At 65.2% G+C, this 23,487-nt stretch carries 20 protein-coding genes; 6 read left to right on the top strand and 14 right to left on the bottom strand.

Going from position 1 to position 23,487, the window contains the following annotated elements; all coding sequences use genetic code 11:
- Positions 1–135: 135 nt before the first annotated feature.
- Together ARADN35_RS0103680 and ARADN35_RS0103675 are read right to left on the bottom strand one after the other, a co-directional pair.
- The gene (locus ARADN35_RS0103680) at positions 136–666 is read right to left on the bottom strand and encodes a DUF192 domain-containing protein (protein ID WP_010459082.1); all 531 of its coding nucleotides are present in this window, start codon (positions 664–666) and stop codon (positions 136–138) included.
- A gap of 172 nt (positions 667–838) precedes the next feature.
- Complete coding sequence (locus tag ARADN35_RS0103675) at positions 839–1,057, bottom strand: hypothetical protein (RefSeq protein ID WP_010459080.1); 219 nt, start codon at positions 1,055–1,057, stop codon at positions 839–841.
- A 193-nt stretch (positions 1,058–1,250) separates the two neighbouring features.
- Here ARADN35_RS0103675 and icd point away from each other — a divergent pair, with 193 nt between their 5' ends.
- The 4 genes from icd (at position 1,251) to ARADN35_RS0103655 (ending at position 8,703) form a co-directional block, all read left to right on the top strand.
- Positions 1,251–2,510 (top strand): NADP-dependent isocitrate dehydrogenase, encoded by a 1,260-nt coding sequence (icd, locus tag ARADN35_RS0103670; protein ID WP_010459078.1) that lies wholly within the window; start codon positions 1,251–1,253, stop codon positions 2,508–2,510.
- Between the two features lie 280 nt (positions 2,511–2,790).
- Complete coding sequence (locus ARADN35_RS0103665; protein WP_010459076.1) at positions 2,791–4,641, top strand: PAS domain S-box protein; 1,851 nt, start codon at positions 2,791–2,793, stop codon at positions 4,639–4,641.
- Positions 4,638–5,051 (top strand): response regulator, encoded by a 414-nt coding sequence (locus ARADN35_RS0103660; protein WP_010459073.1) that lies wholly within the window; start codon positions 4,638–4,640, stop codon positions 5,049–5,051. The genes ARADN35_RS0103665 and ARADN35_RS0103660 overlap by 4 nt, the downstream gene beginning before the upstream one ends.
- A gap of 1 nt (position 5,052) precedes the next feature.
- Positions 5,053–8,703, top strand: coding sequence for an EAL domain-containing protein (locus ARADN35_RS0103655; protein ID WP_010459071.1), 3,651 nt, complete (start codon positions 5,053–5,055; stop codon positions 8,701–8,703).
- A 34-nt stretch (positions 8,704–8,737) separates the two neighbouring features.
- Here ARADN35_RS0103655 and ARADN35_RS0103650 read toward each other — a convergent pair whose 3' ends face one another.
- The 6 genes from ARADN35_RS0103650 to ARADN35_RS0103625 form a co-directional block, all read right to left on the bottom strand.
- Positions 8,738–10,174, bottom strand: coding sequence for an ABC transporter ATP-binding protein (locus tag ARADN35_RS0103650; protein ID WP_010459069.1), 1,437 nt, complete (start codon positions 10,172–10,174; stop codon positions 8,738–8,740).
- A complete protein-coding gene (locus tag ARADN35_RS0103645; RefSeq protein ID WP_010459067.1) occupies positions 10,171–11,079 on the bottom strand; it encodes an ABC transporter permease in 909 nt (302 codons plus the stop codon). The genes ARADN35_RS0103650 and ARADN35_RS0103645 overlap by 4 nt, the downstream gene beginning before the upstream one ends.
- Positions 11,076–12,044, bottom strand: a complete 969-nt coding sequence (locus ARADN35_RS0103640) for an ABC transporter permease (RefSeq protein WP_010459065.1) — start codon at positions 12,042–12,044, stop codon at positions 11,076–11,078. The genes ARADN35_RS0103645 and ARADN35_RS0103640 overlap by 4 nt, the downstream gene beginning before the upstream one ends.
- Positions 12,041–13,654, bottom strand: coding sequence for an ABC transporter substrate-binding protein (locus tag ARADN35_RS0103635; RefSeq protein ID WP_050812438.1), 1,614 nt, complete (start codon positions 13,652–13,654; stop codon positions 12,041–12,043). The genes ARADN35_RS0103640 and ARADN35_RS0103635 overlap by 4 nt, the downstream gene beginning before the upstream one ends.
- A gap of 237 nt (positions 13,655–13,891) precedes the next feature.
- Positions 13,892–16,003: a TonB-dependent siderophore receptor gene (locus ARADN35_RS0103630; protein ID WP_010459058.1), complete on the bottom strand. Its 2,112-nt coding sequence runs from the start codon at positions 16,001–16,003 to the stop codon at positions 13,892–13,894.
- Between the two features lie 248 nt (positions 16,004–16,251).
- A complete protein-coding gene (locus ARADN35_RS0103625; protein ID WP_010459056.1) occupies positions 16,252–16,641 on the bottom strand; it encodes a DUF2946 family protein in 390 nt (129 codons plus the stop codon).
- A 264-nt stretch (positions 16,642–16,905) separates the two neighbouring features.
- Between ARADN35_RS0103625 and ARADN35_RS27785 the strand changes: the two genes are divergently transcribed.
- Together ARADN35_RS27785 and ARADN35_RS27170 are read left to right on the top strand one after the other, a co-directional pair.
- The gene (locus ARADN35_RS27785; protein ID WP_139019162.1) at positions 16,906–17,337 is read left to right on the top strand and encodes a hypothetical protein; all 432 of its coding nucleotides are present in this window, start codon (positions 16,906–16,908) and stop codon (positions 17,335–17,337) included.
- A 28-nt stretch (positions 17,338–17,365) separates the two neighbouring features.
- Positions 17,366–17,926 (top strand): NYN domain-containing protein, encoded by a 561-nt coding sequence (locus tag ARADN35_RS27170; RefSeq protein ID WP_159103178.1) that lies wholly within the window; start codon positions 17,366–17,368, stop codon positions 17,924–17,926.
- A gap of 201 nt (positions 17,927–18,127) precedes the next feature.
- Here ARADN35_RS27170 and mmsB read toward each other — a convergent pair whose 3' ends face one another.
- The 6 genes from mmsB to ARADN35_RS0103590 all read right to left on the bottom strand — a co-directional run bounded on the left by mmsB (position 18,128) and on the right by ARADN35_RS0103590 (position 23,412).
- Positions 18,128–19,030: a 3-hydroxyisobutyrate dehydrogenase gene (gene mmsB, locus ARADN35_RS0103615; protein WP_482746707.1), complete on the bottom strand. Its 903-nt coding sequence runs from the start codon at positions 19,028–19,030 to the stop codon at positions 18,128–18,130.
- A gap of 100 nt (positions 19,031–19,130) precedes the next feature.
- Positions 19,131–19,532, bottom strand: coding sequence for a DUF488 domain-containing protein (locus ARADN35_RS0103610; protein ID WP_010459051.1), 402 nt, complete (start codon positions 19,530–19,532; stop codon positions 19,131–19,133).
- Positions 19,533–19,562: 30 nt separating this feature from the next.
- On the bottom strand, positions 19,563–20,027 hold the full coding sequence (locus ARADN35_RS0103605; protein WP_010459049.1) for a TfoX/Sxy family protein: 465 nt from the start codon (positions 20,025–20,027) through the stop codon (positions 19,563–19,565).
- A gap of 72 nt (positions 20,028–20,099) precedes the next feature.
- Positions 20,100–21,266, bottom strand: coding sequence for an acyl-CoA dehydrogenase family protein (locus tag ARADN35_RS0103600; RefSeq protein WP_010459047.1), 1,167 nt, complete (start codon positions 21,264–21,266; stop codon positions 20,100–20,102).
- Between the two features lie 45 nt (positions 21,267–21,311).
- The gene (locus ARADN35_RS0103595; protein WP_050812437.1) at positions 21,312–21,728 is read right to left on the bottom strand and encodes a lysozyme inhibitor LprI family protein; all 417 of its coding nucleotides are present in this window, start codon (positions 21,726–21,728) and stop codon (positions 21,312–21,314) included.
- A 160-nt stretch (positions 21,729–21,888) separates the two neighbouring features.
- Positions 21,889–23,412 carry a CoA-acylating methylmalonate-semialdehyde dehydrogenase gene (locus tag ARADN35_RS0103590; RefSeq protein ID WP_010459043.1) on the bottom strand — a complete coding sequence of 508 codons (1,524 nt, stop codon included), beginning with the start codon at positions 23,410–23,412 and terminating at the stop codon, positions 21,889–21,891.
- Positions 23,413–23,487 lie beyond the last annotated feature (75 nt).

Below are 23,487 nucleotides of genomic sequence, written 5' to 3'. Positions count from 1 at the left end.
ACAACAACGACGCGTCGTTTTTGTTGGGAGGTTCGATTTTTCAATCGATTTTCAAGCCCCATGGGCTGCTAGCGCTTGAGTATCAAGCGGTAAATGCTATTAAAAATATAGCAAACAAGGCCCGGCGTGGCCCTGTTATTTGCGGCTGAACGGCGCGCCTGCGAGCTTGGTGCCGGCCTTGATGCCCTTCTTGGCAAACCAGCCCTGGTTCATCTCCAGCACGTAGCGCACGGGCTTGGTGGAACAGTGCGAGTCCAGTGTCTGGGGCTTCATGTCCTCCAGGTTCACGATGGTGCCGTCATCCGCCACGAAAGCGGCCGTGAGCGGGAGCAGCGTGTTTTTCATCCAGAAGCACTGCTGCGAAGCTTGCTCGAACACGAACAGCATGCCCTCGTGCTGGGGCATCTCCTTGCGAAACATCAGGCCAGTCTGGCGCTCCTGGGGTGCCTGGGCCACCTGGGCGTCGATGCGGTGCATGCCTGCGGTGAGTTCGATCCGCTGCAGGTTCAGTTGTGGCCCTTCCTGGGCCGTGGCCACTGCGGGCAGCGTGAGTCCGGCCAGCATGGCCAAACCCAGGGCGCTGGTGGCGCGGCGGGCAAGGCAGTCCAGACGCTCGAGGCGTGTGGTCCCGGTGGTGGGGGGCGGGGCGGCGCGAAAGGCGGTCATGGGAGAGGCTTTCTGATCAACACGGATACGAACACGATAGGCTGATTGCATGGCGGGCGGAAAGTTCGCAGCGCGGCCCTCCCCATAAAAAAGCCCGCAGCTGCGGGCGATTTTGAATCAACGGGGACCTGGGAGGAGGTTGGAGGCCTCAACCAGGTCTCTGTTCCCGGGTTCAGGCGGCTTTGTGGGCCGTCTTTTTCTTGGCGACCTTTTTGGTGGTCTTCTTCTTGGCGGTCTTGGTTGCCTTGGTCTTGGCTACCGGTGCAGGAGCCTGGGCAGCCATGGGGGCGGCTGCGGGTGCAGTGGCGGGGGCAGGAGCGGCTGCAGGCGCCTGTGCAAAAGCACCAGCGGTGAACAGACCGGCCACGAGGACAGCGAGGAGTTTTTTCATATATGCCGTTTCCAGTGTGAACGAAGGGTTGAGGGCCGCACGAAAACCGTACGGCTCCACTCGCAACGATAGCAGCGCGCGGTGCGTTGACAGGGGCTTGGGCGAAAATTTTTGTCATTAGAATGGTTCGAAACCACACTGCTTTGCCGTATCTGCCGAATCCGTTTTGGCGCACACAGGAGACATCTCACCCATGACCACCTACCAGCACATTTTGGTGCCTGCTGAAGGCCAGAAAATCACCGTCAATGCCGACATGTCCCTGAATGTGCCGGACGAGCCCATCATCCCCTTCATCGAAGGCGACGGCACCGGCCTGGACATCACGCCTGTGATGATCAAGGTGGTGGATGCCGCCGTGGCCAAGGCCTATGGCGGCAAGAAAAAGATCCGTTGGATGGAGGTCTATGCGGGCGAGAAATCGACCAAGGTCTATGGCCCCGATGTCTGGCTGCCGGAAGAAACCCTGCAGGTGCTGCGCGAGTATGTGGTGTCGATCAAGGGCCCACTGACCACGCCCGTGGGCGGCGGCATCCGCTCGCTGAATGTCGCCTTGCGCCAGGAGCTGGATCTGTATGTCTGCCTGCGCCCCGTGCAGTATTTCAAGGGCGTGCCATCGCCGCTCAAGGAGCCCGAGAAGACCAACATGGTGATCTTCCGCGAGAACTCGGAAGACATCTACGCCGGCATCGAGTTCGAAGCCGAATCCGACAAGGCCAGGAAGCTCATCAAGTTCCTGCAGGACGAAATGGGAGTCAAAAAAATCCGTTTTCCCAACACCTCGGGCATCGGCGTCAAGCCTGTTTCCATCGAGGGCACGGAGCGCCTGGTGCGCAAGGCCATCCAGTACGCGATCGACAACGACAAGCCCAGCATGACCATCGTGCACAAGGGCAACATCATGAAGTACACCGAAGGTGGCTTCCGCGATTGGGCCTACGCCCTGGCGCAGAAGGAATTTGGCGCCGAGCTGATTGACGGCGGCCCATGGTGCCGCCTGAAGAATCCCAAGACCGGCAAGGAAATCACCATCAAGGACAGCATCGCCGATGCCTTCCTGCAGCAGATCCTGCTGCGTCCCGCCGAATACTCGGTGGTGGCCACGCTCAACCTCAATGGTGACTACATCTCCGATGCGCTCGCAGCGCAAGTGGGCGGTATCGGCATTGCGCCTGGCGCCAACATGTCTGACTCCGTGGCCTGTTTTGAAGCCACGCATGGCACGGCCCCGAAGTACGCAGGCAAGGACTACGTGAACCCCGGCTCCGAGATTCTCTCTGCCGAAATGATGCTGCGCCACATGGGCTGGATTGAAGCGGCCAACTTGATCATCAGTTCGCTGGAGAAGTCGATTGCCTCCAAGAAGGTGACCTACGACTTCGCCCGCCTCATGGACGGCGCCACCCAGGTGAGCTGCTCGGGTTTTGGCCAAGTAATGATCGATCACATGTAAGCCTGCACCAACGCTTGCGCATCCCACAAAGCCCCTGTTCCCATGGCGGAACAGGGGCTTTTTTTATGGCCATGCCGATGCGCAGCAGGCCCCGCAGCCGTGCCGACCCTGGCGTTGCCGCCAGGGGGTCTCCTTGGCATTTGAATGTTGGCAATCTGGAGACTTCCCGCCTAATATGAGGCCAGCCATGGACCAGGGCTGGTGATGGCAGGGGCTTGCATCCGCACGCACACACTACAAAGGGGATGCAGGTGGGGGTGGTCCCTACAGGGAGGGCTGCATGGCGTCTGATTTTTCTGCCGCATATTGGGAGCAAAACCCCGATGCGTTGCTGGTGCTGTCGCCCGAGGGCACGGTGCTCAACTGGAACCCCGCTGCCGAAGCGATCTTTGGCTATGCGGCTGCAGAAGCGCAGGGCAGACCTCTCATTGATCTCATTGTTCCCGAGGACCGGTCCCATGAGGAAGCGGACATCCGCGCGGAGGCCCTGCGTGGCTTGACCACCGTGCACGAGTCGGTGCGCCGTCGCAAGGATGGTTCGCTGGTGCACGTCAACGTGTCCACCAAGGCTGTGTACGACGAGGCTGGCCAACTGCTGTACTTTCTGTCGAGCAAGAAGGATGTCACCCAACTCAAGGTCCAGCGCGAGGCCAAGCTGCTCGAGGCGCGGTTTCGTGACCTGCTCGAATCCACCCCCGACGCGATCGTGATGGTCAACGTGACGGGCCGCATCGTCCTGGTGAACTCCCAGGCCGAGCGCGTGTTTGGCTACGAAAGGGCCGAATTGCTGGGGCAGGCGGTGGAGGTGCTGTTGCCTCACCGCTACCGGGGTGCACACCTGGGGCACCGCAGCGGTTTCTTTGGAGCACCGCGCACCCGCACCATGGGGGCGGGGCTAGAGTTGTTTGGCCTGCGCAAGGACGGTGGGGAATTTCCGGTGGAGATCAGCCTGAGCCCGATCCACACCGAAGAAGGCGCGATGGTGATGAGTGCCATCCGCGACATCACCGACCGCAAGCGGGCCGACCAGAAGTTCAAGGACCTGCTGGAAGCCGCGCCGGACGCGATGGTCATCGTCGACCGGGAGGGCCGCATTGTGCTGGTCAATTCGCAGGCCGTGAAACTGTTTGGCTGGAGCCGCGACGAACTCCTGGGCCAGAAGATTGAGCTGCTGGTGCCCGAGCGCTTCAGTGGCCGGCACCCCGAACATCGCCACCGTTTTTTTGCGGAACCACGCTCCCGCTCGATGGGCGCGGGCCTTGATCTGTATGGCCTGCGCAAGGATGGTTCCGAGTTTCCGGTCGAGATCAGCCTGAGCCCGCTGGAGACGGAAGAAGGCCTGTTTGTCTCCAGCGCGATCCGTGATGTGACCGAGCGCAAACGGATCGAACGGGCCTTGCGCGAAAAGAACCTGGAGCTTGAAAATGCGGCCTTGGTCAAAGACCGCTTTCTGGCCAGCATGTCCCACGAACTGCGAACCCCGCTCAACGCCATCATCGGTTTCACGGGCACCTTGCTGATGCAGTTGCCGGGGCCGCTCAACCCTGAGCAGGACAAGCAGTTGCGCATCGTGCAGACGGGGGCGCGGCACCTGCTCTCGCTCATCAACGACTTGCTCGATGTGGCCAAGCTCAGCGCCAACAAGGTGTCGCTCCACGTCGAGGCGCTCGATTGCCGTGGCATCGTGGCAGAGGTCGCCGCCACGCTGGAGCCGGAGGCCGTGCGCAAGGGGCTGGTGTTCAACGTACAGGCCCCCGCCCAGGCGGTGCAGTTGCACACCGACCGCCGGGCTTTCAGCCAGATACTGATCAATCTGGTGGGCAATGCCATCAAGTTCACTCCGCAGGGGCGTGTCGACGTGGTGCTGGAGGAAACCCTCGCGTCCCAAGGGCGCACCGTGCAGGTGTCGGTGCGCGATACCGGGCCCGGCATTCCCTTGCAGGAGCAATCGCGGCTCTTCGAGGTCTTCTCCAGGGGCGAAAGCGCCGACCGGCGCCACCACGAAGGCACCGGCCTCGGGCTGCACCTGAGCCGCAAGCTTGCCGAGGCCCTGGGGGGAAGCGTGGGCTTGGAAAGCACCGAGGGGCAGGGCAGCACCTTCACGGTGAAATTTCAGGAGGCTAGTGCATGAAAACCACGATCCTGGTCATCGAAGACGATGACGCGAGTCGGCTGCTCGTCACCTACCTGCTCGAAAACGCAGGACACCGCGTGCTGCTGGCCGAAAACGGTGCGCTAGGCCTGGGGCTGGCGCTGGCCGAAGGGCCCGACCTGATCCTGTGCGATCTGCAAATGCCTGTGATGAATGGGTATGAGGTGGCACAAAGCCTGCGCTCGCACCCCACATGGCGTGTGGTGCCGTTGGTGGCGGTGACCGCTTTTTCCATGCCGGGCGACCGCGAGAAGGCGCTTGAAGTCGGTTTTGACGAGCACCTGTCCAAGCCCATCACGCCGGAAACCTTCGTGAGCCAGGTCGAGGCGTTTCTGGGCTCGTCGTCCTGTGCGCCGCCGGGCACGGCCTCAGGTGGGTCCCCGGGGTAGCATGGCCAAGATCCTTGTTGTCGATGACCTTCCGGCCAACCGTGCGCTGGTGGTCACGCTCATCGGGCACAGCGGCCACCAGGCCCTGGAGGCTTCAGACGGTGCCGAGGCGCTGGCCCTCGTGCGTGCCGAGCATCCCGATCTGGTGATCTCCGACATCCTGATGCCGACGATGGACGGCTACGAATTTGTGCGCCAGCTGCGGGCCGACCAACAATTGGCCGCAACGCAGGTGATCTTCTACAGCGCGCACTACCGAGAGCAGGAGGCCCGCAACCTGGCACTGGCCTGCGGGGTGACGCAGGTGCTGGTCAAGCCCTGCGAGCCGCAGGACATCATCTCGGCCATTGAACAGGCCTTGTCGCAGGTGCCGCCGCAGCCCTTCCATCCGCTGGAGCACAGTTTTCAGACGCTGCACCTGCAACTCATGACAGACAAGCTCACGGGCAACATCGCGGAGCTGGAAGCCATGAACCGGCGCTTGGCGGCGTTGACCGATCTGAACCTGCAGCTGGCCTCCGAGCGGGACCCGCAGGTGTTGCTGGCCAATGTGTGCCGTGGCGCACGCGAGCTGGTGGGGGCGCAGTATGCGGTGCTGGGTGTGGTGCGCAAGCAGGGCGATACCTCCATTACCTGCACCAGTGGCATCGAGCCCGCGCTGACTGGGCCGCTGAACCTGCCGGTGGTTTCGCATGGCCTTCTGGGGCAGTTGCGCGCCGCACGCCGCTCGCAGCGCCTGGCCAATGAAAGCGGAGACCCGAGCGAGATCGGCCTGCCTGCGGGCTACCCGCCACTGCATACGGGGTTGATTGCGCCCATCACCTCGCTCTCGTTTTCCTATGGCTGGATCTGCCTGGCCAACAAGCAGGGCGAGGACGCGTTCAGTGCCGATGACGAAAAAGTCCTGGCCATCCTGGGGGCACAGGTCGGCCGCATCTACGAAAACGGCAGCCTGTACATCGAGATCCAGAAACACGCCGAACAACTGCAGGTGGAAGTGTTCGAGCGCCAGCGTGCCATGGACGCGCTGCGCGCCAACAAGGCCAGCCTGCGAAGGGCGCAGGCACTTGCCAAGATCACCCATGTGATCAGCGGACCCGATGGCGCTTTTGAAAGCTGGCTGGACACGCTGCCAGACATGCTGGGGCTGGCCGAAGAGGCCATGCCAAAGTCCGCGCGTGATTGGCTGGCGCTGGTGCACCCGCAAGACCGCGAAATGTTCCGCCAACATGCGCTGCAGGCCGCGCACCAGGGGGCTCGCCTGGATTTCACCTACCGAGTGCTGCGCGCAGATGGCGAACTGCTGCACTTGCGGCAGGTGATGGAGCCCCTCGAAGACGAGGCAGGCCGTGGTGAACAAAGCCGCTGGTTCAACACCATCCAGGACGTCACCAAGGAAAAACGCGCCGAAGAAGAGTTGCACGAAAGTGATCGGCGCTTCAACGACATGCTCGACAAGGTCGAGATGATCTCGTTGATGCTCGATTGCGAAGGTCGCATCACCTACTGCAACGACTACCTGTTGCGCCTGACCGGGTGGCGGCGCGAGGAGGTCTTCGGGCAAAGCTGGTTCTCGCTGTTTCTGCCACCGGAGCTGGCGGATGTGCGTGATGTGTTCGCCGATGTGCTGGCGGATCGACCCTCGGCCTGGCACTACGACAACGAAATCCTCACCCGTTCTGGCGACCGCAGGCTGGTGCACTGGAACAACACCGTGCTGCGGTCGGCGGGTGGACAGGTGACGGGGGTGGCCGCCCTGGGTGAAGACATCACCGAGCGCAAGGACGCCGAGCACAAGATCAAGCGGCTCAACCGCGTGTACGCCATGCTCAGCGGCATCAACACATTGATCGTGCGGGTGCGCAAGCGCGACGAGCTCTTTCACGAGGCGTGCCGCATTGCTGTGGAGGAGGGGCAGTTCAAGATCGCGTGGCTGGGCAGGGTGGACCTGCCCAGCCAACAACTGGTTCCCGTGGCGCTGTCCGGGGCTGGAGAGGATTTCCTGTCGCACATCCGGGACCGCCTGCGGCTTCACGCGCAGCCCACCCCGGGCGAGAGCCTGAGCGCGCAGGTGGTGCGCACGGGGCTTCCCGCCGTTTGCGACGACGTGGCGGGCGACCCGAGAATTCTCTTTCCAGACCTGCTGGCGCAGAGCGGGGTGGCATCGCTGGCCATGCTGCCTTTGTTGGTTGCGCGCGAGGTGGTGGGGGTGCTGGCGCTGTTTTCCGAAGAGGTGGGCTTCTTCGACGAGACCGAGATGAAGCTGCTGACCGAGCTGGCCGGGGACATTGGTTTTGCACTGGATCACCTCGACAAGGAAGACCGGCTGAGCTACCTGGCCTACTACGATGAGATCACCGGGCTGCCCAACCGCACCCTTTTTCTGGAACGCACCGGCCAGCACTTGCGCCCGCGCGAAGGCCCCCGGCCTTTGCTGGGTATCGCGCTGATGGACATCAGCCGTTTCCGCTTCGTCAATGACACGCTGGGGCGTCAGATGGGTGACGAACTGCTTCGGCAAGTGGCGCAGCGGCTGCAGCACGCCGCAGGGGATGTGTATGACGTGGCGCGCATTGGCATCAACAGCTACGGCATCGCGGTGACCGATGCGCGCGATGCAGGGTCGGTGGCACTGGCGGTGGATCATCTCTTGCGCGCCTGTTTTGACACGCCCTTTGCCCTGGGCGCCACCGAGCTGCGCATGGCCGCCAAGGCGGGTGTTGCCTTGTACCCCATGGATGGCACGGATGCCGAAACGCTGCTGCGCAACTCGGAGGCGGCTGTCAACAAGGCCAAGGCTTCGGCAGACAGCCTGCTGTTCTACACCTCCGAGATGAACACCCGGGTGGCCGAGGCTCTGGGCATGGAAGGCCGCCTGCGCGAGGCCCTGGAGCGGGAGCAGTTTGTTCTGCACTACCAGCCCAAGCAGTGTCTGGCCAGTGGCGTGGTGACAGGTGCCGAGGCCCTTATCCGCTGGAACGACCCCGAGCGTGGCCTGGTGCCACCCGGGTTTTTCATTCCCATCCTGGAGGAAACGGGCCTCATCTACGACGTAGGCCGCTGGGCGCTTCAGCAGGCGCTGGCAGACAACCAGCGCTGGCGGCAGTCCGGCCATACACCGCTGCGTGTGGCGGTCAATGTGTCGTTCCTGCAGCTGCGCCACCGCAGCTTTGTAGTCGAGGTGCGCGAGGCGCTGGCCTTTGACCCGGCCGCAGGGGCGGGGCTGGAGCTGGAGATCACCGAAAGCATGGTGATGGAGGACGTGGAGCATTGCCGCCGCAGCCTGCACGCCCTGCGTGAGATGGGCATCACGATCGCCATCGATGACTTTGGCACCGGGTTCTCATCACTAAGCTACCTGGCCACGCTACCGGCTGACACCCTCAAGATCGACCGCTCTTTCATCCTGGGGATGGACACGGGCCAGCAGGGCCAGGCCTTGGTCTCGGCCATCATCAGCATGGGCCAGTCGCTGGGACTCAAGGTGGTTGCCGAAGGGGTCGAGACGGACGACCAGCGACGCCGGCTTGGACTGCTGGGTTGCGACGAGATCCAGGGCTACCTGCTCAGCAAGCCGGTAGCCGCAGAGGTGTTTGAGGCCCGTTTTCTTCTCCCTCTGGCGCAGGGCCGGGCGGCACATTCTGGGACGTGAACCTGGCCGGCGGCCCCACTGACTTTCCTTGCCGCTACGGCCCCAGCGGATGGGGGGCCGCCGCTGCGAAGTGGAGGGTTCGCGTCGAGATGGCCCCTGCGATATGTTCGTCATGGGTCACCAGCACCAAAGCGGCCCCGGTTTCCTGCACCGCATCGAGCAGCACTTTCAGCGACTCGTGTTGGGTGATCGGGTCCAGCCGTGACGTGGGCTCGTCGGCAAACAGCAAGGCCGGCTGGGCCACCAGCACCCGCGCCAGCGCAATGCGCTGCAACTCGCCGCCGGACACCTGCTCTGGCTTGCGTGCCAACAAATCCTCGGGCACGCGCAGCTGCGCCAGGCGCTGCTGCACCGCCTTCCAGTCGCAGCGGTGCAGGCGGGCGGCATCGCGCAGCGACTGGGCCAGGCTGATGTGCGGAGCAAACGAACTGACCGGGTCCTGGTACAGCTTTTGGAACGCATGCGGGCGCAGCCGGGCGCTGCGCTCCACACGGCCTGTGTCGGGCGCCACCAGGCCCAGCAGCACATTGCCCAGTGTGCTTTTGCCGGTGCCGCTGGGGCCTTGCACGGCGATGCGTTCACCGCTGTGCAGTTCTAGGTCCAGCGGCGCAAACAGCTTCTGCGCACCATAGGCTTTGGAGATGCCGCGCGCCTGTACGACGGACTCGCCCAGCGTGGGCTCGGCAAATGGCCGCCAGTGGGCCGGGTCGGCCTGCAGCAGCTGGCGGGTAAAGGCGTGCTGCGGCGCGGCGGCCACGGTGTGGATGTCGCCTTGCTCCGCCGCCTGCCCGTGGCGCAGCACGATGACCTGGCCGCCCAGCGCCTGCGCTACCTGCATGTCGTGCGTGATGGTGAGCAGGCAGCCGCCTGCCTGCAGCACGCACTGGAACAACTCCACCATGCGGCCGCGCCAATGCGCGTCCAGGCCTTTGGTGGGCTCATCCACCATCAGCACCGGCGCGCCTCCGACCAGGGTGATGGCGGCCACCGCGCGCTGGGCCATGCCGCCCGACAGTTGCCAGGGGTAGTGGCTGCCTGCACCGCCCAGGCCCGCAGCGCTCAGCACCTGTTCGGCCTGCGCGCTGGCGGCGCTGGGGGGCTGCTGGTGCAGCAGGCGGTACACCTCGGCCAGCTGCGGCGCCACGCGGGCCAGGGGGTTGAGCGCCAGCGAGGGTTCCTGCGGCAGCAGCGCCAGCTTGCGGCCCCACAGGGCGCGGCGCGCGGCGGCGTCCTGGGCGCGGGTGCTGGTGCCATCCAGCGTGATCTGGCCCGTGGCCTGCAGCGCAGGCGGCAGGTTGCCCATGATGGCCTGGGCCAGCAGCGACTTGCCCGCGCCGCTTTCGCCCACCAGGGTCAGTGCCTCGCCCGGCCGCAGGCTGAAGTTGATGTCGCGCAGCAGCCGCCTGCCGCCCACCTGGATGCCCAGGCCCTCCACGGCAAGCAGGGTGTTGGATTGCAAAGGCGTGGTCATGCGGTCTCCCGGTCGGGGTTGAGCAGCATCATTGCGGCCACCAGCCACACCAGCAGGGCGGTGGGCGCGGCAATGAGCCACGGGGCTTCTTCGTAGTAGGGCATGGCCTCGGTCATCATCAGGCCCAGCTCGGGCGTGGGCGGCTGCATGCCCACACCCACAAAACCCAGCGCGGCCAGCGCCAGCACGGCCTGCGAGGTGGTGAAGGCCAGCAGCGTGCCCAGCGTGGGCGCCAGCGCAGGCAGAAGGTGGCGGCGCAGCACATAGCCGCGCCCAAAACCCAGCAGGCGCGATGCCTGCACCGCGTCGCCCGCCAGCACGGGCCGGGCCACCGCGCGGCTCACGCGGAAGTATTCCACCCACAGCGCAGCCGACAGGCCCGCATACAGCGCCCACAGCGCGCCGGGCGCCAGGGCGGCCACCAGCAGCACCAGCAGCAGGCCGGGGATGGCGAGCACCGAGTCCGACAGCATGAGCAGCGTACGCTCTGTACGCCCGCCGCGCCATGCGGCGACGATGCCCAGCAGCGTGCCGGGCACGGCGGCGCTCACGGCCGCCAGCAGCGCCATGCCCAGCGACAGCTGCGCCGCATGCGCCAGCCGTGCCAGGGCAGAGCGGCCCAGCACATCGGTGCCCAGCCAGTGCTGGGCGCTGGGGGGCGCCAGGGTGTTGCGCAGGTCTTGCACCACCGGGCTGGCGCCCACCAGCCAGGGGCCGAGCAGGGCAAACAGCGCCAGCAGGCCGAGCAAGGTAATGCCCAGCACGGTGCGAACAGGCCAGCGGAAAGGACGCGGGGGGGCAGAAGGCTCTGCCTCAGCGCCCCCGTGGAACTGGCTTTGCCAGGCCACCGGGGTGCGTCCCCCCTCTGGGGGGATGGCGCGCAGCGACTCAGGGGGGCTGCTCATTTCGCCACCTTCTGGGTATGCCGGGGGTCCAGCGCCAGGCACGCCGCATCCACCAGCAGGTTGAACACTACAAACAGCACGCCCATGCACAAGGCCGTGCCCTGCACCACCGGGATGTCGCGCCCGAACACGGCGTGCACCAGCGCGTGGCCGATGCCGGGCCAGGCAAACAGCGTCTCCACCACCAGCGCGCCCTCCACCAGAAACAATGCCTGCACGCCCAGGTAGGCCGTCACCGGCACGGCGGCATTGCGCAGGCCGTGGCGCACCAGTGCCTGCCAGTCGCTCAGGCCCTTGGTGCGCGCAAATTCAAAGAAGGGCGATACCACCACCTCCAGCATCGCAGCGCGGGTCACACGCGCCAGCCCGGCAGCCAGGCCCAGCCCCAGCGTGAGCGCGGGCAGCACCAGGCTGGCCTGGCTCTCGTCACCGCCCGCAGGCAAAAAGCCCCACTGCACCGCCACCAGCAGGATGAGCAGCACCGACAGCAAAAACGGCGGCAGCGCGCGCAACACCACGGCTATCAGCCAGCTGGCTTTGTCCACCCAGCCCTGGGGCCGCAGCCCGGCCCACACGCCCAGCGGCACACCCACGGCAAAGGCAATGGCCAGCGCGGCGGCCGACAGGCGCAGCGTGGCGCCCAGGTGGTGCGTGACCTCGTGCCACACCGATCGCTGCGACACCAGCGACTGGCCCAGGTTGAAGGTGGCCATGTCGCGCCACCAGTGCAACAGCGCCAGCCAGCCGGGGCGGTCCAGCCCCAGCTCTGCGCGCACCGCGTCGGCGGCAGCGTTGCTCACCAGGTCATAGCCATAGCGGCCCGCCGCCACGCGCATGGCCAGGTCGCCCGGCAGGGCGCGCACCATCAAAAAGCACAGCGTGCCGATCAGCAGCGACACGGCCAGCACCTGCACCAGCCTGCGGCCGAGCAGGGCGGCCCAGGGTTTTGAAATCAAGGGGTTCATTGGTTGGTCCACTCCATGCCGGTCAGGCGGTAAGAACGCTCCAGCGGGTCCAGCGTGACGCCCGCCAGCCGGGGCGCCACGGCCACATGCTGGCGGTACCACGCCACGGGGATCACGGGCAGTTCGGTTTGCAGGGTGTGCGTGATGGTTTGCCGCAGCGCGCGCGTGCGCTCGGGCGGCGTCTGGGTGCGCGTCAGTTCCTGCAGGGCCTGCACCACGGCGTCGCTGTGCCAGCCCATGGCGCCCCAGTCGCCGCCCTGGGCGGCAAAGTCGCCCGCCAGCGTGCCTGTGGGGTCGGGCACGTTGGCGTAGTTGCGCGCCGCCAGCGCCAGTTGCAGGCTGCCGTCGCGGTGGCCCCGGGGCACGTCGCCCGAGTTGCCGATGCTCACCTTCACCGCCATGCCCGCCAGGCGCCACTGCTCCTGCAAGGCGGTGGCAATCAGCGGCAGCTCGGGCCGGTCCACAAAGGTGCGGATCACCAGGTGCAGGGGCTGGCCCTCGGCATCGCGCAGGCCGTCGCCGTGGCGCTGCCAGCCAGCGGCGCGCAGTAGGCGCGCGGCGGCTTCGGGGTCGTGCTGCAGAGGGGGCAGATGCGGGTTGTGCCACGCGCCCAGCGTGGGGGGCAGCAGCTGCGTGGCGGCCAGCGCCTCGTCGCCCATCAGCGCCAGGGCAATGCCCGCACGGTCGATGGCCAGGCTCAGCGCCTGGCGCACGCGCACGTCGCGCAGCGCGGGCAGGCCCGCATTGAGCTTGACGATGACGGTGCGCGGCAGCGTGACCGATGCAATGCGCACCGGCGTGCGGCGTGCCAGAGCAGGGTTTTGCGCATGGCGTTGCAGCCGCCGCAGGCTGGCGGGGTCCAGGCCATAGGCCAGGTCGGCCTGGCCGCTCTCGGCCATCAGCGCGCGGGTTTCGGCACGACTGGCGGCCAGGTAGCGCACGGCGGCAATCGCGGGGCGCGGGCCGTCATAGGCGTCAAACACCACCGTTTCGACCTGCTGCGGCGGCACCAGCACCGCAATGCGGTAGGGGCCGCTGCCGATGATGCTGCGCACCTTGCCGTCTGCCCCATAGCTGGCTGGCGCCAGCACCATGGTGCTGGAGTGTGCCAACAGCGCGGGCAGGGCAGTGTGGGGGCGTTGCAGGCGGATGAGCACCGTGCCCTCGCCGGGCGCGGTGATGGATTCGATGGGCGCCTGGCTCAGCAGTGCGGGCGCCACGTGCGCGGCCTGCAGGCTGCGCACCACGGCGGCGGCCGTCACCGGCGTGCCATCGTGAAAACGCGCCCCGGGCCGCAGCTCAAAGTGCCACACCAGCCCATCCGCCGATCGGCGCCAGAGCCGCGCCAGCGCGGGCCGTGGCTGGCCATCGTCTGCAGCGTCCAGCAGGGTTTCGGTGACCTGCAGGCGTGTGAACACATAGCCGCTGCTGGCGGGCGCCAGGCCGCTGATCTCCCACGGGCCGACGATTTGCAGCGGTGAGAGGGCGGAAGCGGGTGGTGCGCCCTGCGCCGAGGCAGCGGGCAGGGCGCCCGCCGCCAGCGCGGCCACGGGGGCCTGCAAGGCGCGGCGCCGCGTCAGCGGCCTAAGAAAAGTCGAGGAAGTGTTCATTTTTCAGTTTTCCATAGCCCTGCGCGTTCGCCGCAACCGACGAAACTGGCGCGGCCAAAGACCAGTGCCCCCGCGCAAGGGCCGCCCCCGCCGCGCTGGGGGCGTCCCCCTCCCGCGTAGCGTGAGAGGGGCTGAGAGGCGCGGCTCCAAGCCTGCCTGCGCAGGCTTGGACGTCCTCGAAGGGCTGCCCCCTCTGGGGGCCGCACGGAGGCGCGAAGCGACTCAGGGGGAGCTTCATCAAAACTTGGCCTGCAGCCCGACGGTAACGGTGCGCGCCGCCCCCGGTGCCACCCATACGCGGCTGTACGAGCTGGTGTAGTGCACCTTGTCAAACACGTTGTCCACGTCCAGCGACAGGTTCAGCGTGGGGCTCAGGCGCCAGTACGCCATCAGCTTGGCCGTGGTGTAGCTGGGCAGCTCAAACGCGGCGGTGCCTGCATTGGCCTCGGCCTGCGTGCGGGCCTGGCCCAGGCGTTTGCCCATGTGGGTCACGCCGCCGCCCACGCCATAGCGCTGGCCGTTGGTCAACTGGTTTTCGTACACCGCCAGCACGCTGCCGTTCACGCGCGGCACGTTCAGCAGGCGGCCACCCACCTCCAGCGTGTTGTCGCGGGTCACCTCCACATCGTTGATGACCAGGCTGGCATTCACGCGCCAGTGGGTGCTCAGGCGGCCGGCCAGGTCCAGTTCCAGCCCCCGGCTGCGCACCTCGCCAGCGGCGGTCGAAAATCCCGCGTTCAGCGGGTCGCTGGTCAGCACATTGCGCTTGGTGATGTCGAACAGCGCAGCCGTGGCGCCCAGGCGCTGGTCGGCGCTCTCCCACTTGGCGCCCAGCTCCAGCGCGCGGGATTTTTCGGGGTCAAAGCCATTGCCCGCCACATTGCTGCCCGTGTTGGGGCGGAAGGAACTGCCCGCATTGGCATACACCGTCCACCCCGGCGTGGGCAGCCAGCTCACGCCCAGGCGCGGCGACACGGCCGAAGGGCTTTGCGCCGTGGTGCGGTTGGTGATGCGGTTTTGCAGACTCTGGTCGTAGTTATCGGCCCGCAGCCCGGCCATCACCCGCCACTGCTCGCCCAGCTTGAGGGTGTCCTGCACATACAGCGCGGTGTTGCGCTGCTTCTCCAGCGTATCGGTGTTGCGCCCCGGCGTGGGCTGGGCCTGGCCGTACACGGGGTTGAAGATGTCGATGGCATAGGGCGCGGCAGTGCTGGGGTTCACCCGGAGCATCACCGAGTCCATGCTGAACCGGTAGCTTTCCACCCCCACCAGCAGCTCATGCGCCAGGCTGCCGGTGCGCAGGGCGCCCTGCAGCTCGGCCTGCACGGCCACGTCGTCCGACTGGAAGTCGCGATGCCGCCGCTGGCGCGTCAGCGTGCGGCCATTGGCCTGCAGGGCGGTGGCTTCGGTCGAGAAGCCCTCCATCCCCGTCTCGCGGTACGACAGCCCCACGCGGCTGCGCCAGTCGGGGTTCCACTCGTGCGACAACACCAACTGGTGCGTCTGGTTGGTCACCGTCACATCGCCGTCGGCAGGCTCGCCCAAAAAGCGGCTGGCAGGCACCGCGCCCAGGCGGTTGTTGACCGCCACCACGCCCCGGTCCAGCGGCGTGGCGTGGCGCAGAAATTCGGCTGTGTACTCCAGCACCGTGTCGGGCGAGAGCTTCCAGGTGAACGCCGGGGCCACCACCTGCCGCTGAGCGCGCACATGGTCGCGAAAGCTGCCCTTGTCTTCCACCGCCACATTCAGGCGGTAGGCCAGCCGGTCGTTGATGGGGCCGGTGGTGTCCAGTGCCGCACGGCCCAGGCCGTAGCTTCCCACGTAGGCCTCCACCGAATGGGCGGCCTTCCACAACGGCTTTTTGCTCACGATGTTGAGCGTGCCACCGGGCTCGCTGCTGCCATACAGGGCTGCGGCGGGGCCCTTGAGAAACTCCACCCGCTCCACCCCCGCCAAGTCGCGCGGCGCGTTGAAGCCCCGGTTGGACGAAAACCCGTTGAGCAGCGTCGCCATGCCCGTGTTCTCGTTGCCCGGCAGGCCGCGGATGGCGATGTTGTCCCACAGCCCACCAAAGTTGTTCTGGCGCGAGACCCCGCCCACGTAGTCCAGCACATCATCCAGCCGCGTGGCACCCAGGTCGTCCAGCGTCTGGTGCGACATCACGCGCACGGACTGCGGCAGCTCGCGCAGCGGAAGGCTGGTCTTGGCGCCCTCGGCCTCGTCGGCGTAATAGGTGCCCGAGGCACTGCGGCCCACCACGTCCACGGCAGACAGGGTGGACGGGGTGACCACATCGCCGTCTGCGGCCCAGGCGGGGTGGAGGGAGGTCAGCAGCGCGGCGGTAGCCATGGCCGTCAATGTGGGGCGCGGCAGGGGCGCAGGGCGTGAAGAAGAAACAGAAGCAGAGGAAGAACGCATGGCAAACCAGTCCAAAAGCGGTGTATGCAAAAGCCAGGAGCAACGCGGCTCACACCCGCCTGGGAGTTGGCAGGTGCACATGGCCGCGCGCCCACACCCACCCCACGGGGGTGAATGCAAGGGCAAAAACGAAAAGGGGATGCGCTATAGAGCGCAGGCTGGCTGGGGCCCGACGCGTGTCAGGCCCGCTGGGCTGGCGGAGGATCGCGTGCTGCAAACGGCCAGCGCACCTGCTGGGCCGTGAAGGGGGCTGCGCTGTGCGGCGCGATGGCGCTGGGTGCTGCGGGGAGTTGCGGTTGGCGAGCCGGTGCATGCGCCAGCCCCGCCTCCAGCGCGTGGGTCAGGCACCAGGCGCAGGTGGTGTGTGTCTCTTCGCTGTGATCGTCGCTGGCTGCGGAGCGGGTTGCCAATGCATCCACATCGCCTGCGGTTGCCGAGGCTGTGGCGCTGCGCACCAGCTCCTGAATGTGCCGCGCTTCATGCAAGGGCGCACCCGCCAGCGCGTTGAACAACGCCACCAGCAGAAGCACGATGTGGAAAGGCAGGGCGGGGATGGTGCGGCGCAGCATGAGGGGATGCGAATCATACTTAAGTGCGGGTGGTGGCGCGAGGAAGCGCCGATGCGTCGGCTCCGCACTTTCGCGAGCTATAGTCTGACCGGCCAAAGCCGCCGGGTTTGGCGGAATTTTTATACCTGGATTTTTGAACAGCTCTATGGCTGCAAACATAGGCCCGGAGCCGCATCCAAGAGAAATCAATGTCCAGAATATTCCGCACGGTCCAGTGTATTTCGCAAGGTTTGCGGGATACATCACGTTAGAAGGTTTTTTTTGGTGATCGATCCACCCCACGTTACTGCCGTTGCTACCCCCTTCACATCAGACGAAACAATCGATGTGTTGTCTGTGGACTTTTCCTCTGATGGTCTAGTTATTTTGGTCTCGTCAGCTCAGTGGAGTGCAAAGGTCACATTCACACAGACATACGGGTTCCGCGTGTTGGACGAATTGGACCTGACAGAGTTTTGGTCGCAATGCTCCCTGCGTGATGGCTGGTTTTTCGAAGTCACAGCCAATGGTTGGAAGGCTTTGGAACTGTCCCGTCCAACGTTCTTTTCTGGTCGCCAAAGTTGGGTCCGCGAGTATTTGGTTGTCGGTCGCGACGAGTGCGTGTCTGTCCTTACCAAAGAAGAACCAACAGTTTCTGCCAACACGCCTTCTAACCTCTTGCTGCAGCGGACGGCTTCGCCGCCCACGGAGCTTTAACGTTAGGTAACACATGACACACCGCTTAATGGGATTTGCCGATGGCGAAAACCTCGTCGCGCGCTATCAAGCAATAGTGAAAGCCGGTCGCACGCCGCGCGCCGGTATCGAGTATGAAAAAGACGTTTTGGTATGGCATGAAGAAATCACCGAACAATTCGTTTCTGACGTCGTTCGACTCTCTTATTACCAGACCGTCTCCGGAGATGATCTCAAATTGGAAGAGATCCATGAGCGGATCACGGGCGTCCGGTTCGGATATTCACCTGAAAATCAGGACGATTCAATTACCTATTCGGGGTCGCTGTATCCACGCATTTTCAAGAAGGAATCTCGATCTGCAAAAACGAAGAGCGTGGATATCAATCTAACAATTGATGTTCTTCGTCATGCTGCAGATCCCCGGATCGACATCATTTTTCTATTGAGTGGGGATGGAGACTTTCTCCCGCTTGCGCAAGAAGTCTCACGGAACGGAAAGCAGGTATGGCTAGCCGCGTTTTCGAGCGGTTTGAGCCGGCGTTTGCGTCACGTCGCAGATGAATTTATTGATCTCGATGAACTGTTCTTTGAGCCCGAGGCGACGTGACGATGCTGCCTAACATGTCGTTCGACGCGGACACGCACTGCCGGTTCGCGCCGGTCAACTCCGACGTTGCAACGCCTCCACTCTGGAACTGAAGCGCGATGGGAAGTGAATCTCGCCGGGTTTTGAGGAGTCTTTTCAACTCCGGTAACCCCAATAAAAAACGCCAGCAGACGCTGGCGTTTTTCTTTGATGGAAGAGCGATTACCCCTTTTGAACCATCTTAATAATGCTGGAAAAATCCAGCGCCCCATGCCCCGCCAGGCTGTGCGCCGCGTACAGATTGCGCGCCATGCCCCCCAGCGGCGTAGCAGCCTTCACCGCCATCGCGTTCTCTTGCGCCAGGCCCAGGTCCTTGAGCATCAGGTCGGTGCCAAAGCCGCCCGCGTAGCCCTTGCTGGCGGGCGCGGTTTCCATCACGCCGGGGAAGGGGTTGTACTTTTCCAGCGCCCAGTTGCCGCCCGAGCTGCGGCGCATGATTTCGCTGAGTACCTTGGGGTCCAGGCCGTTGGCGACGCCCAGGGCAATGGCTTCGCTGGTGCCCGCCATCAGGATGCCCAGCAGCATGTTGTTGCAGATCTTGGCCGTCTGACCCGCGCCCACGCTGCCTGCGTGGAAGATGTTGGCGCCCATTTTTTCGAGCACGGGGCGGGCGCGTTCCAGGTCGGCGGCGTCGCCGCCCACCATGAAGGTCAGGGTGCCTGCAATGGCGCCGCCCGTGCCGCCCGAGACGGGCGCGTCGATAAAGGCCATGCCCTTGGCCTTGGCGGCGTCGGCCACTTTGCGGGAGGTGGCGGCTGCGATGGTGGAGCAGTCGATGATCAGCGTGCCCGCAGGCAACTGGGCCAGCAGCTCGCCCGCGCCGAGGAACAGGCCTTCCACATGTTGGCTGGCGGGCAGCATGCTGATGACGACTTCGGCACCCGCCACGGCGGCCTTGGCGTCGGCGGCGATGGGCACGCCGTCTGCGGCCAGCTTGTCGCGGGCGGGTTGCGAGAGGTCGAATGCGCGCACTTCGTGGCCTGCCTTGTGCAGGTTGTGTGCCATGGGGCCGCCCATGTTGCCGAGGCCGATGAATGCGATTTTCATGCTGTGTTGCTCCTGGATGTCGTTGTGATGGTGAAAGGGAAGGTGTGTAGGTTTGGTATGAATTTGATAGCTAGAAAGGCTTGTCCATCGAGCGGTAATGGCCTAAAAAGCTTGAAATCTAGGGGCTGATGTCGGCCCCGCGCTGGGCCAGCTCGGCGCGCAGCACCGAGCGGTGGCAGCGGGCTTCGTCCTCGCAGTAGCAGCCCAGCGACATGGCGCTGTGGTGCGACAGCGCGGCCAGCAAATCGAGCGTGCGGCTGGCCTCGGGCTGGGCCAGTTCCTTGCGGAACTGTTTGGCGAAGGCCTCCCACGCCTTGTCGCCTTCTTGGCCGGTGGGCACCTGCTGGCCCTGGGCCATGAGGTCGGCGCTGGGGGAGAGCAGGGGGTACCACACGTCGTAGAAGTCGCGACTGGCAAACTCGGCCTTGGGCACGCCACGCGGCGGGCGGCGCACGGTGCCGATGCGGGTGCCTTCCCCGGCGGCGCGCGGGGTGCCGAGGCGGACGATGCGAAGGGGCATGGTGGTGGGCTCCGGGTGGGGTGGGGCAGATCAGTCGTCGGCTTCGAAGATGCTGTGCTTCTTCGCGGCGGCTTTTGTCTTCGGCTTGGTGTCGGTGCTGGCGGGTGCTTTCTTCGCTGCAGCCGGGGTGTTGGCTGTTTTCTTCTTGCGCGGCGAGGCCTTGGCCAGCGGGTTGTAAGCCAGGGCTTCTTCGACCCAGTAGTTCCACTGCGCGCGTGTGGCGTAGCCGTTGGGTTCCACCCAGAAGTAGCCCTGCATGCCGCCGCCGGGCGAGAGTTCGCGGGTGTTCTGCATCTCTTGCAGTTCGGCGTGGCGGTCCGGTGGCAGGCGCACCAGCAGCTCTTCACCTTTGATGCCAATGCACAGCTTGCCGTCCACAAAGAAGCAGTAGCAGCCGAACATGGTCCGCTCTTCCACGTCGCTGCGGTGCGCGAGCGCCGTGCGCACGGCGTCGATCAGGTGCAGGGTTTCGTCGGAGAGGGGGCGGGCGGGCATGGGTTCTGATTCAAATGTGCTGCTACCGCCCGTTGGATAAGCGCTAACAGCTATGAAAATAGGAGTAACCGCTTAGCGAATCGCCTCCGTCGCATCCCCATCCAGCATGCGCCGCGCAATGATGACCCGCATGATTTCGTTGGTGCCTTCCAGGATCTGGTGCACACGGGCGTCGCGCAGCAGGCGCTCCAGCGGGTATTCGCGGATGTAGCCGTAGCCACCGTGCAACTGCAGGGCGTCGTTGATGACGGTGAAGCCTGCGTCGGTGGCAAAGCGCTTGGCCATGGCGCAGTAGGTGGATGCGTCGCGCGCACCGGCGTCGAGCTTGCTGGCGGCCAGGCGCACCATCTGGCGGGCGGCGACCAGCTCGGTGGCCATGTCGGCCAGCTTGAACTGCAGCGCCTGGAAGCTGGCGATGGGTTTGCCGAACTGCTTGCGGTCTTGCATGTACTGCTGGGCGGCGTTGAGCGCGCCTTGCGCCGCGCCCACCGAGCAGGTGGCGATGTTGATGCGGCCGCCGTCCAGGCCCTTCATGGCGATCTTGAAGCCTTCGCCCTCGCGGCCCAGCAGGTGGTCGGCAGGGATGCGCACGTTGTCAAAACTGATGGTGCGCGTGGGCTGGCTGTTCCAGCCCATCTTGTGTTCCTTCTTGCCGTAGGTGATGCCGGGCGCATCGGCTGGCACGGCAAAGGCGCTGATGCCGCTGGCGCCCGAGGCCGCGTCGCCAGTGCGTGCCATGAGCACCAGCACATCGGTGCTGCCTGCGCCGCTGATGAAGGCCTTGCTGCCGTTAATGATGTATTCGTTCCCCACCAGCTCGGCCCGGGTCTTGAGCGAGGCGGCGTCCGAGCCAGCACCGGGCTCGGTCAAACAGTACGACGCGAGCTTTTCACCCGTGGTCAGCAGCGGCCCCCAGTGATCGCGGACGGCGGGGGTGGCCCAGGTGCCCAGCATCCAGGTGGCCATGTTGTGGATGGTGATGAAGGCGGTGGTGCTGGGGTCGATGGCGGCCATTTCCTCGAACACCAGGGTGGCGTCCAGGCGCGGCAGGGCGAGGCCACCCGCGTTCTCGGGCGCGTACAGGCCACAAAAGCCCAGCTCGCCCGCCTTGGCGATAGCTTCCTTGGGGAAGATACCTTCAGCGTCCCACAACGCCGCGTGGGGCGCGAACTCGGCTTGTGCAAAGTCGCGGGCCGTCTGGGCAAAGGCGCGTTGTTCTTCGGTGAGTTCAAAGTCCATGGTGTTCTGTCTCGTCGTCAGTTCTTGTTGTTCTGGGGGCCTTGCTCAGGGCTTGGCGGACGGGTGGTCCAGCGTGAGCCAGCGCATCAGGCCTTTGCGGCGCGCCTGGGTTTCGGCCGTGAGGCACTCGTGGTACAGACGCGGCCACTGGGGTTGCGATTCGGTGCTGCGCTGCGCCTGCTTGCAGCGCGTGGTGCGCTCGCGTTGCCAGGCCGTGTGCTCCTGCCGCAGCTGGGGCCGTTCGTGGGCCGACAGGGCGCGCATCACGTCGCCGTAGAGGATAGCGATCTCGGTGTCTGCCGCCTGGAAGGCTTGCACGGCGCAGGCGTTGGTTTCTTCCACCGTGCCGCCGGGTTTGCAGGCAGCACCGGCCTGTGCGTGGGCATCAGCACCCATCAGCATCGCGCAAGCAGCACCGAAGACCATGGCCCATCCCCGCATCGTTGTCAGATCAATTTGCATGCCCCGCTTTTACCACCGCGCGCAGTCGTTGAAACCGGCGCGGCCCGGGCCAGTGCCACCGTGCAAGGGCCGCCATCTCACGGTTCAGGCACGGGTGGCGTCCCCCTTCCCACGCAAAGCGCGAGAGAAGGGGGAAGGCGCGCAGCGCCTCAGGGGGATGTCACTTCAAGCTAATCGTTGTGTTCACACCATGCGACGTGGTGCTGTCATCAAACCAGCGGGCCGTCACCGTCTTGGTCTGCGTGTAGAACATGACGACCTGCTTGCCGTAAGGGCCCAGGTCGCCCAGTTTGGACGCGCGCGAACCCGTGAACGAGAACAACGGCACTGGCACGGGGATTGGCACGTTGATGCCGACCTGGCCCACATCGATCTCTTCCTGGAACTTGCGTGCAGCCGCACCCGACTGGGTGAAGATGGCGGTGCCGTTGCCATTCGGGTTGCTGTTGATGAACTCGATGGCTTCATCGATGTCGGCGGCGGGCACCAGGGCCAGCACGGGGCCAAAGATTTCCTGGTCGTAGATGGCCATGCCGGGCTTCACGTTCGAGAAGATCGTCGGGCCCACGAAGTTGCCCTTTTCATAGCCGGGCACCGTGGGCTTGCGGCCGTCCAGCTCCAGCGTGGCGCCGTCGGCAATGCCGCGTTCGATCAGGCTTTCCACACGGGCCAAAGCTGCACAGGAGACCAGTGGGCCCACGTCCGTGCCCTTTTCGGTGCCGCCGTTGACCTTGAGCGTCTTGGCCTTGGCCACCAGCTCGGGAATCCACTTTTGCGCCTCGCCCACCAGCACCACCACGGGCAGGGCCATGCAGCGCTGGCCGGCTGCGCCAAATGCGGCACCGGCGATGGCGTTGAGCGACTGTTCCTTGTTCGCGTCGGGCAGGATGATGGCGTGGTTCTTGGCGCCCATCATGCATTGCGCACGCTTGCCGGCCAGGGTGGCGCGGTTGTACACATGGGTGCCCACCTTGGTGGAGCCCACGAAGGAGACTGCCTTGATGTCCTTGTGGTCGCAGATCGCGTTGACGGCCATTTCGCCGCCGTGGATCACGTTGAGCACACCGGGTGGAATGCCGGCTTCGAGCGCCAATTCGACCAGGCGCATGGTCACCATGGGGTCCTGCTCGGAGGGCTTGAGCACGAAGGTGTTGCCCGTGGCAATCGCCATGGGGAACATCCACAGCGGGATCATGGCCGGGAAGTTGAAGGGGGTGATGCCCGCGCACACGCCCAGCGGCTGCAGCAGAGTGTAGGTATCGACGCCACCGGCCACGTTGTTGGCCAGCTCGCCCAGCTGCAGGTTGCCGATGCTGGCAGCGTGTTCGACCACTTCGAGGCCACGGAATACGTCACCTTCGGCGTCCGGCAGGGTCTTGCCTTGTTCTGCCGTGAGGATCGCGGCCAGCTCGGCCATGTTTTCGCGGATGAGCTGCTGGTACTTGAGGAAGATGCGGGCGCGGGTGCCGATGGGCGTCTTCTTCCAGGTCTTGAACGCTTCCTTGGCCGATGCCACGGCGGCATCGATTTCTTCGGCCGTGGCAAAGGGCACGCGGGCCAGCACCTGCTGCGTGGCGGGGTTGACCACGTCGCGCCATTCGGTGGTCTTGGACTCGACGAACTGGCCGCCGATCAGCAGCTTGACGGTGGGGGCCAGTGCGGCCACGTTGGTGGGTGCGTTCATGGGTTTGTCTCCGGGGGGTTGGAAAGGGCCCGCAATGCAGGCCAACCCGTGCATGTTATGCGTGCAAATATGTAA

The organism is Acidovorax radicis N35 (assembly GCF_000204195.1).
In the GTDB taxonomy this organism is placed as follows: Bacteria; Pseudomonadota; Gammaproteobacteria; order Burkholderiales; family Burkholderiaceae_C; genus Acidovorax; species Acidovorax radicis.
Note: the sequence above shows the minus strand (reverse complement) of the source record. Positions and strands in the feature narration are given on the sequence as shown.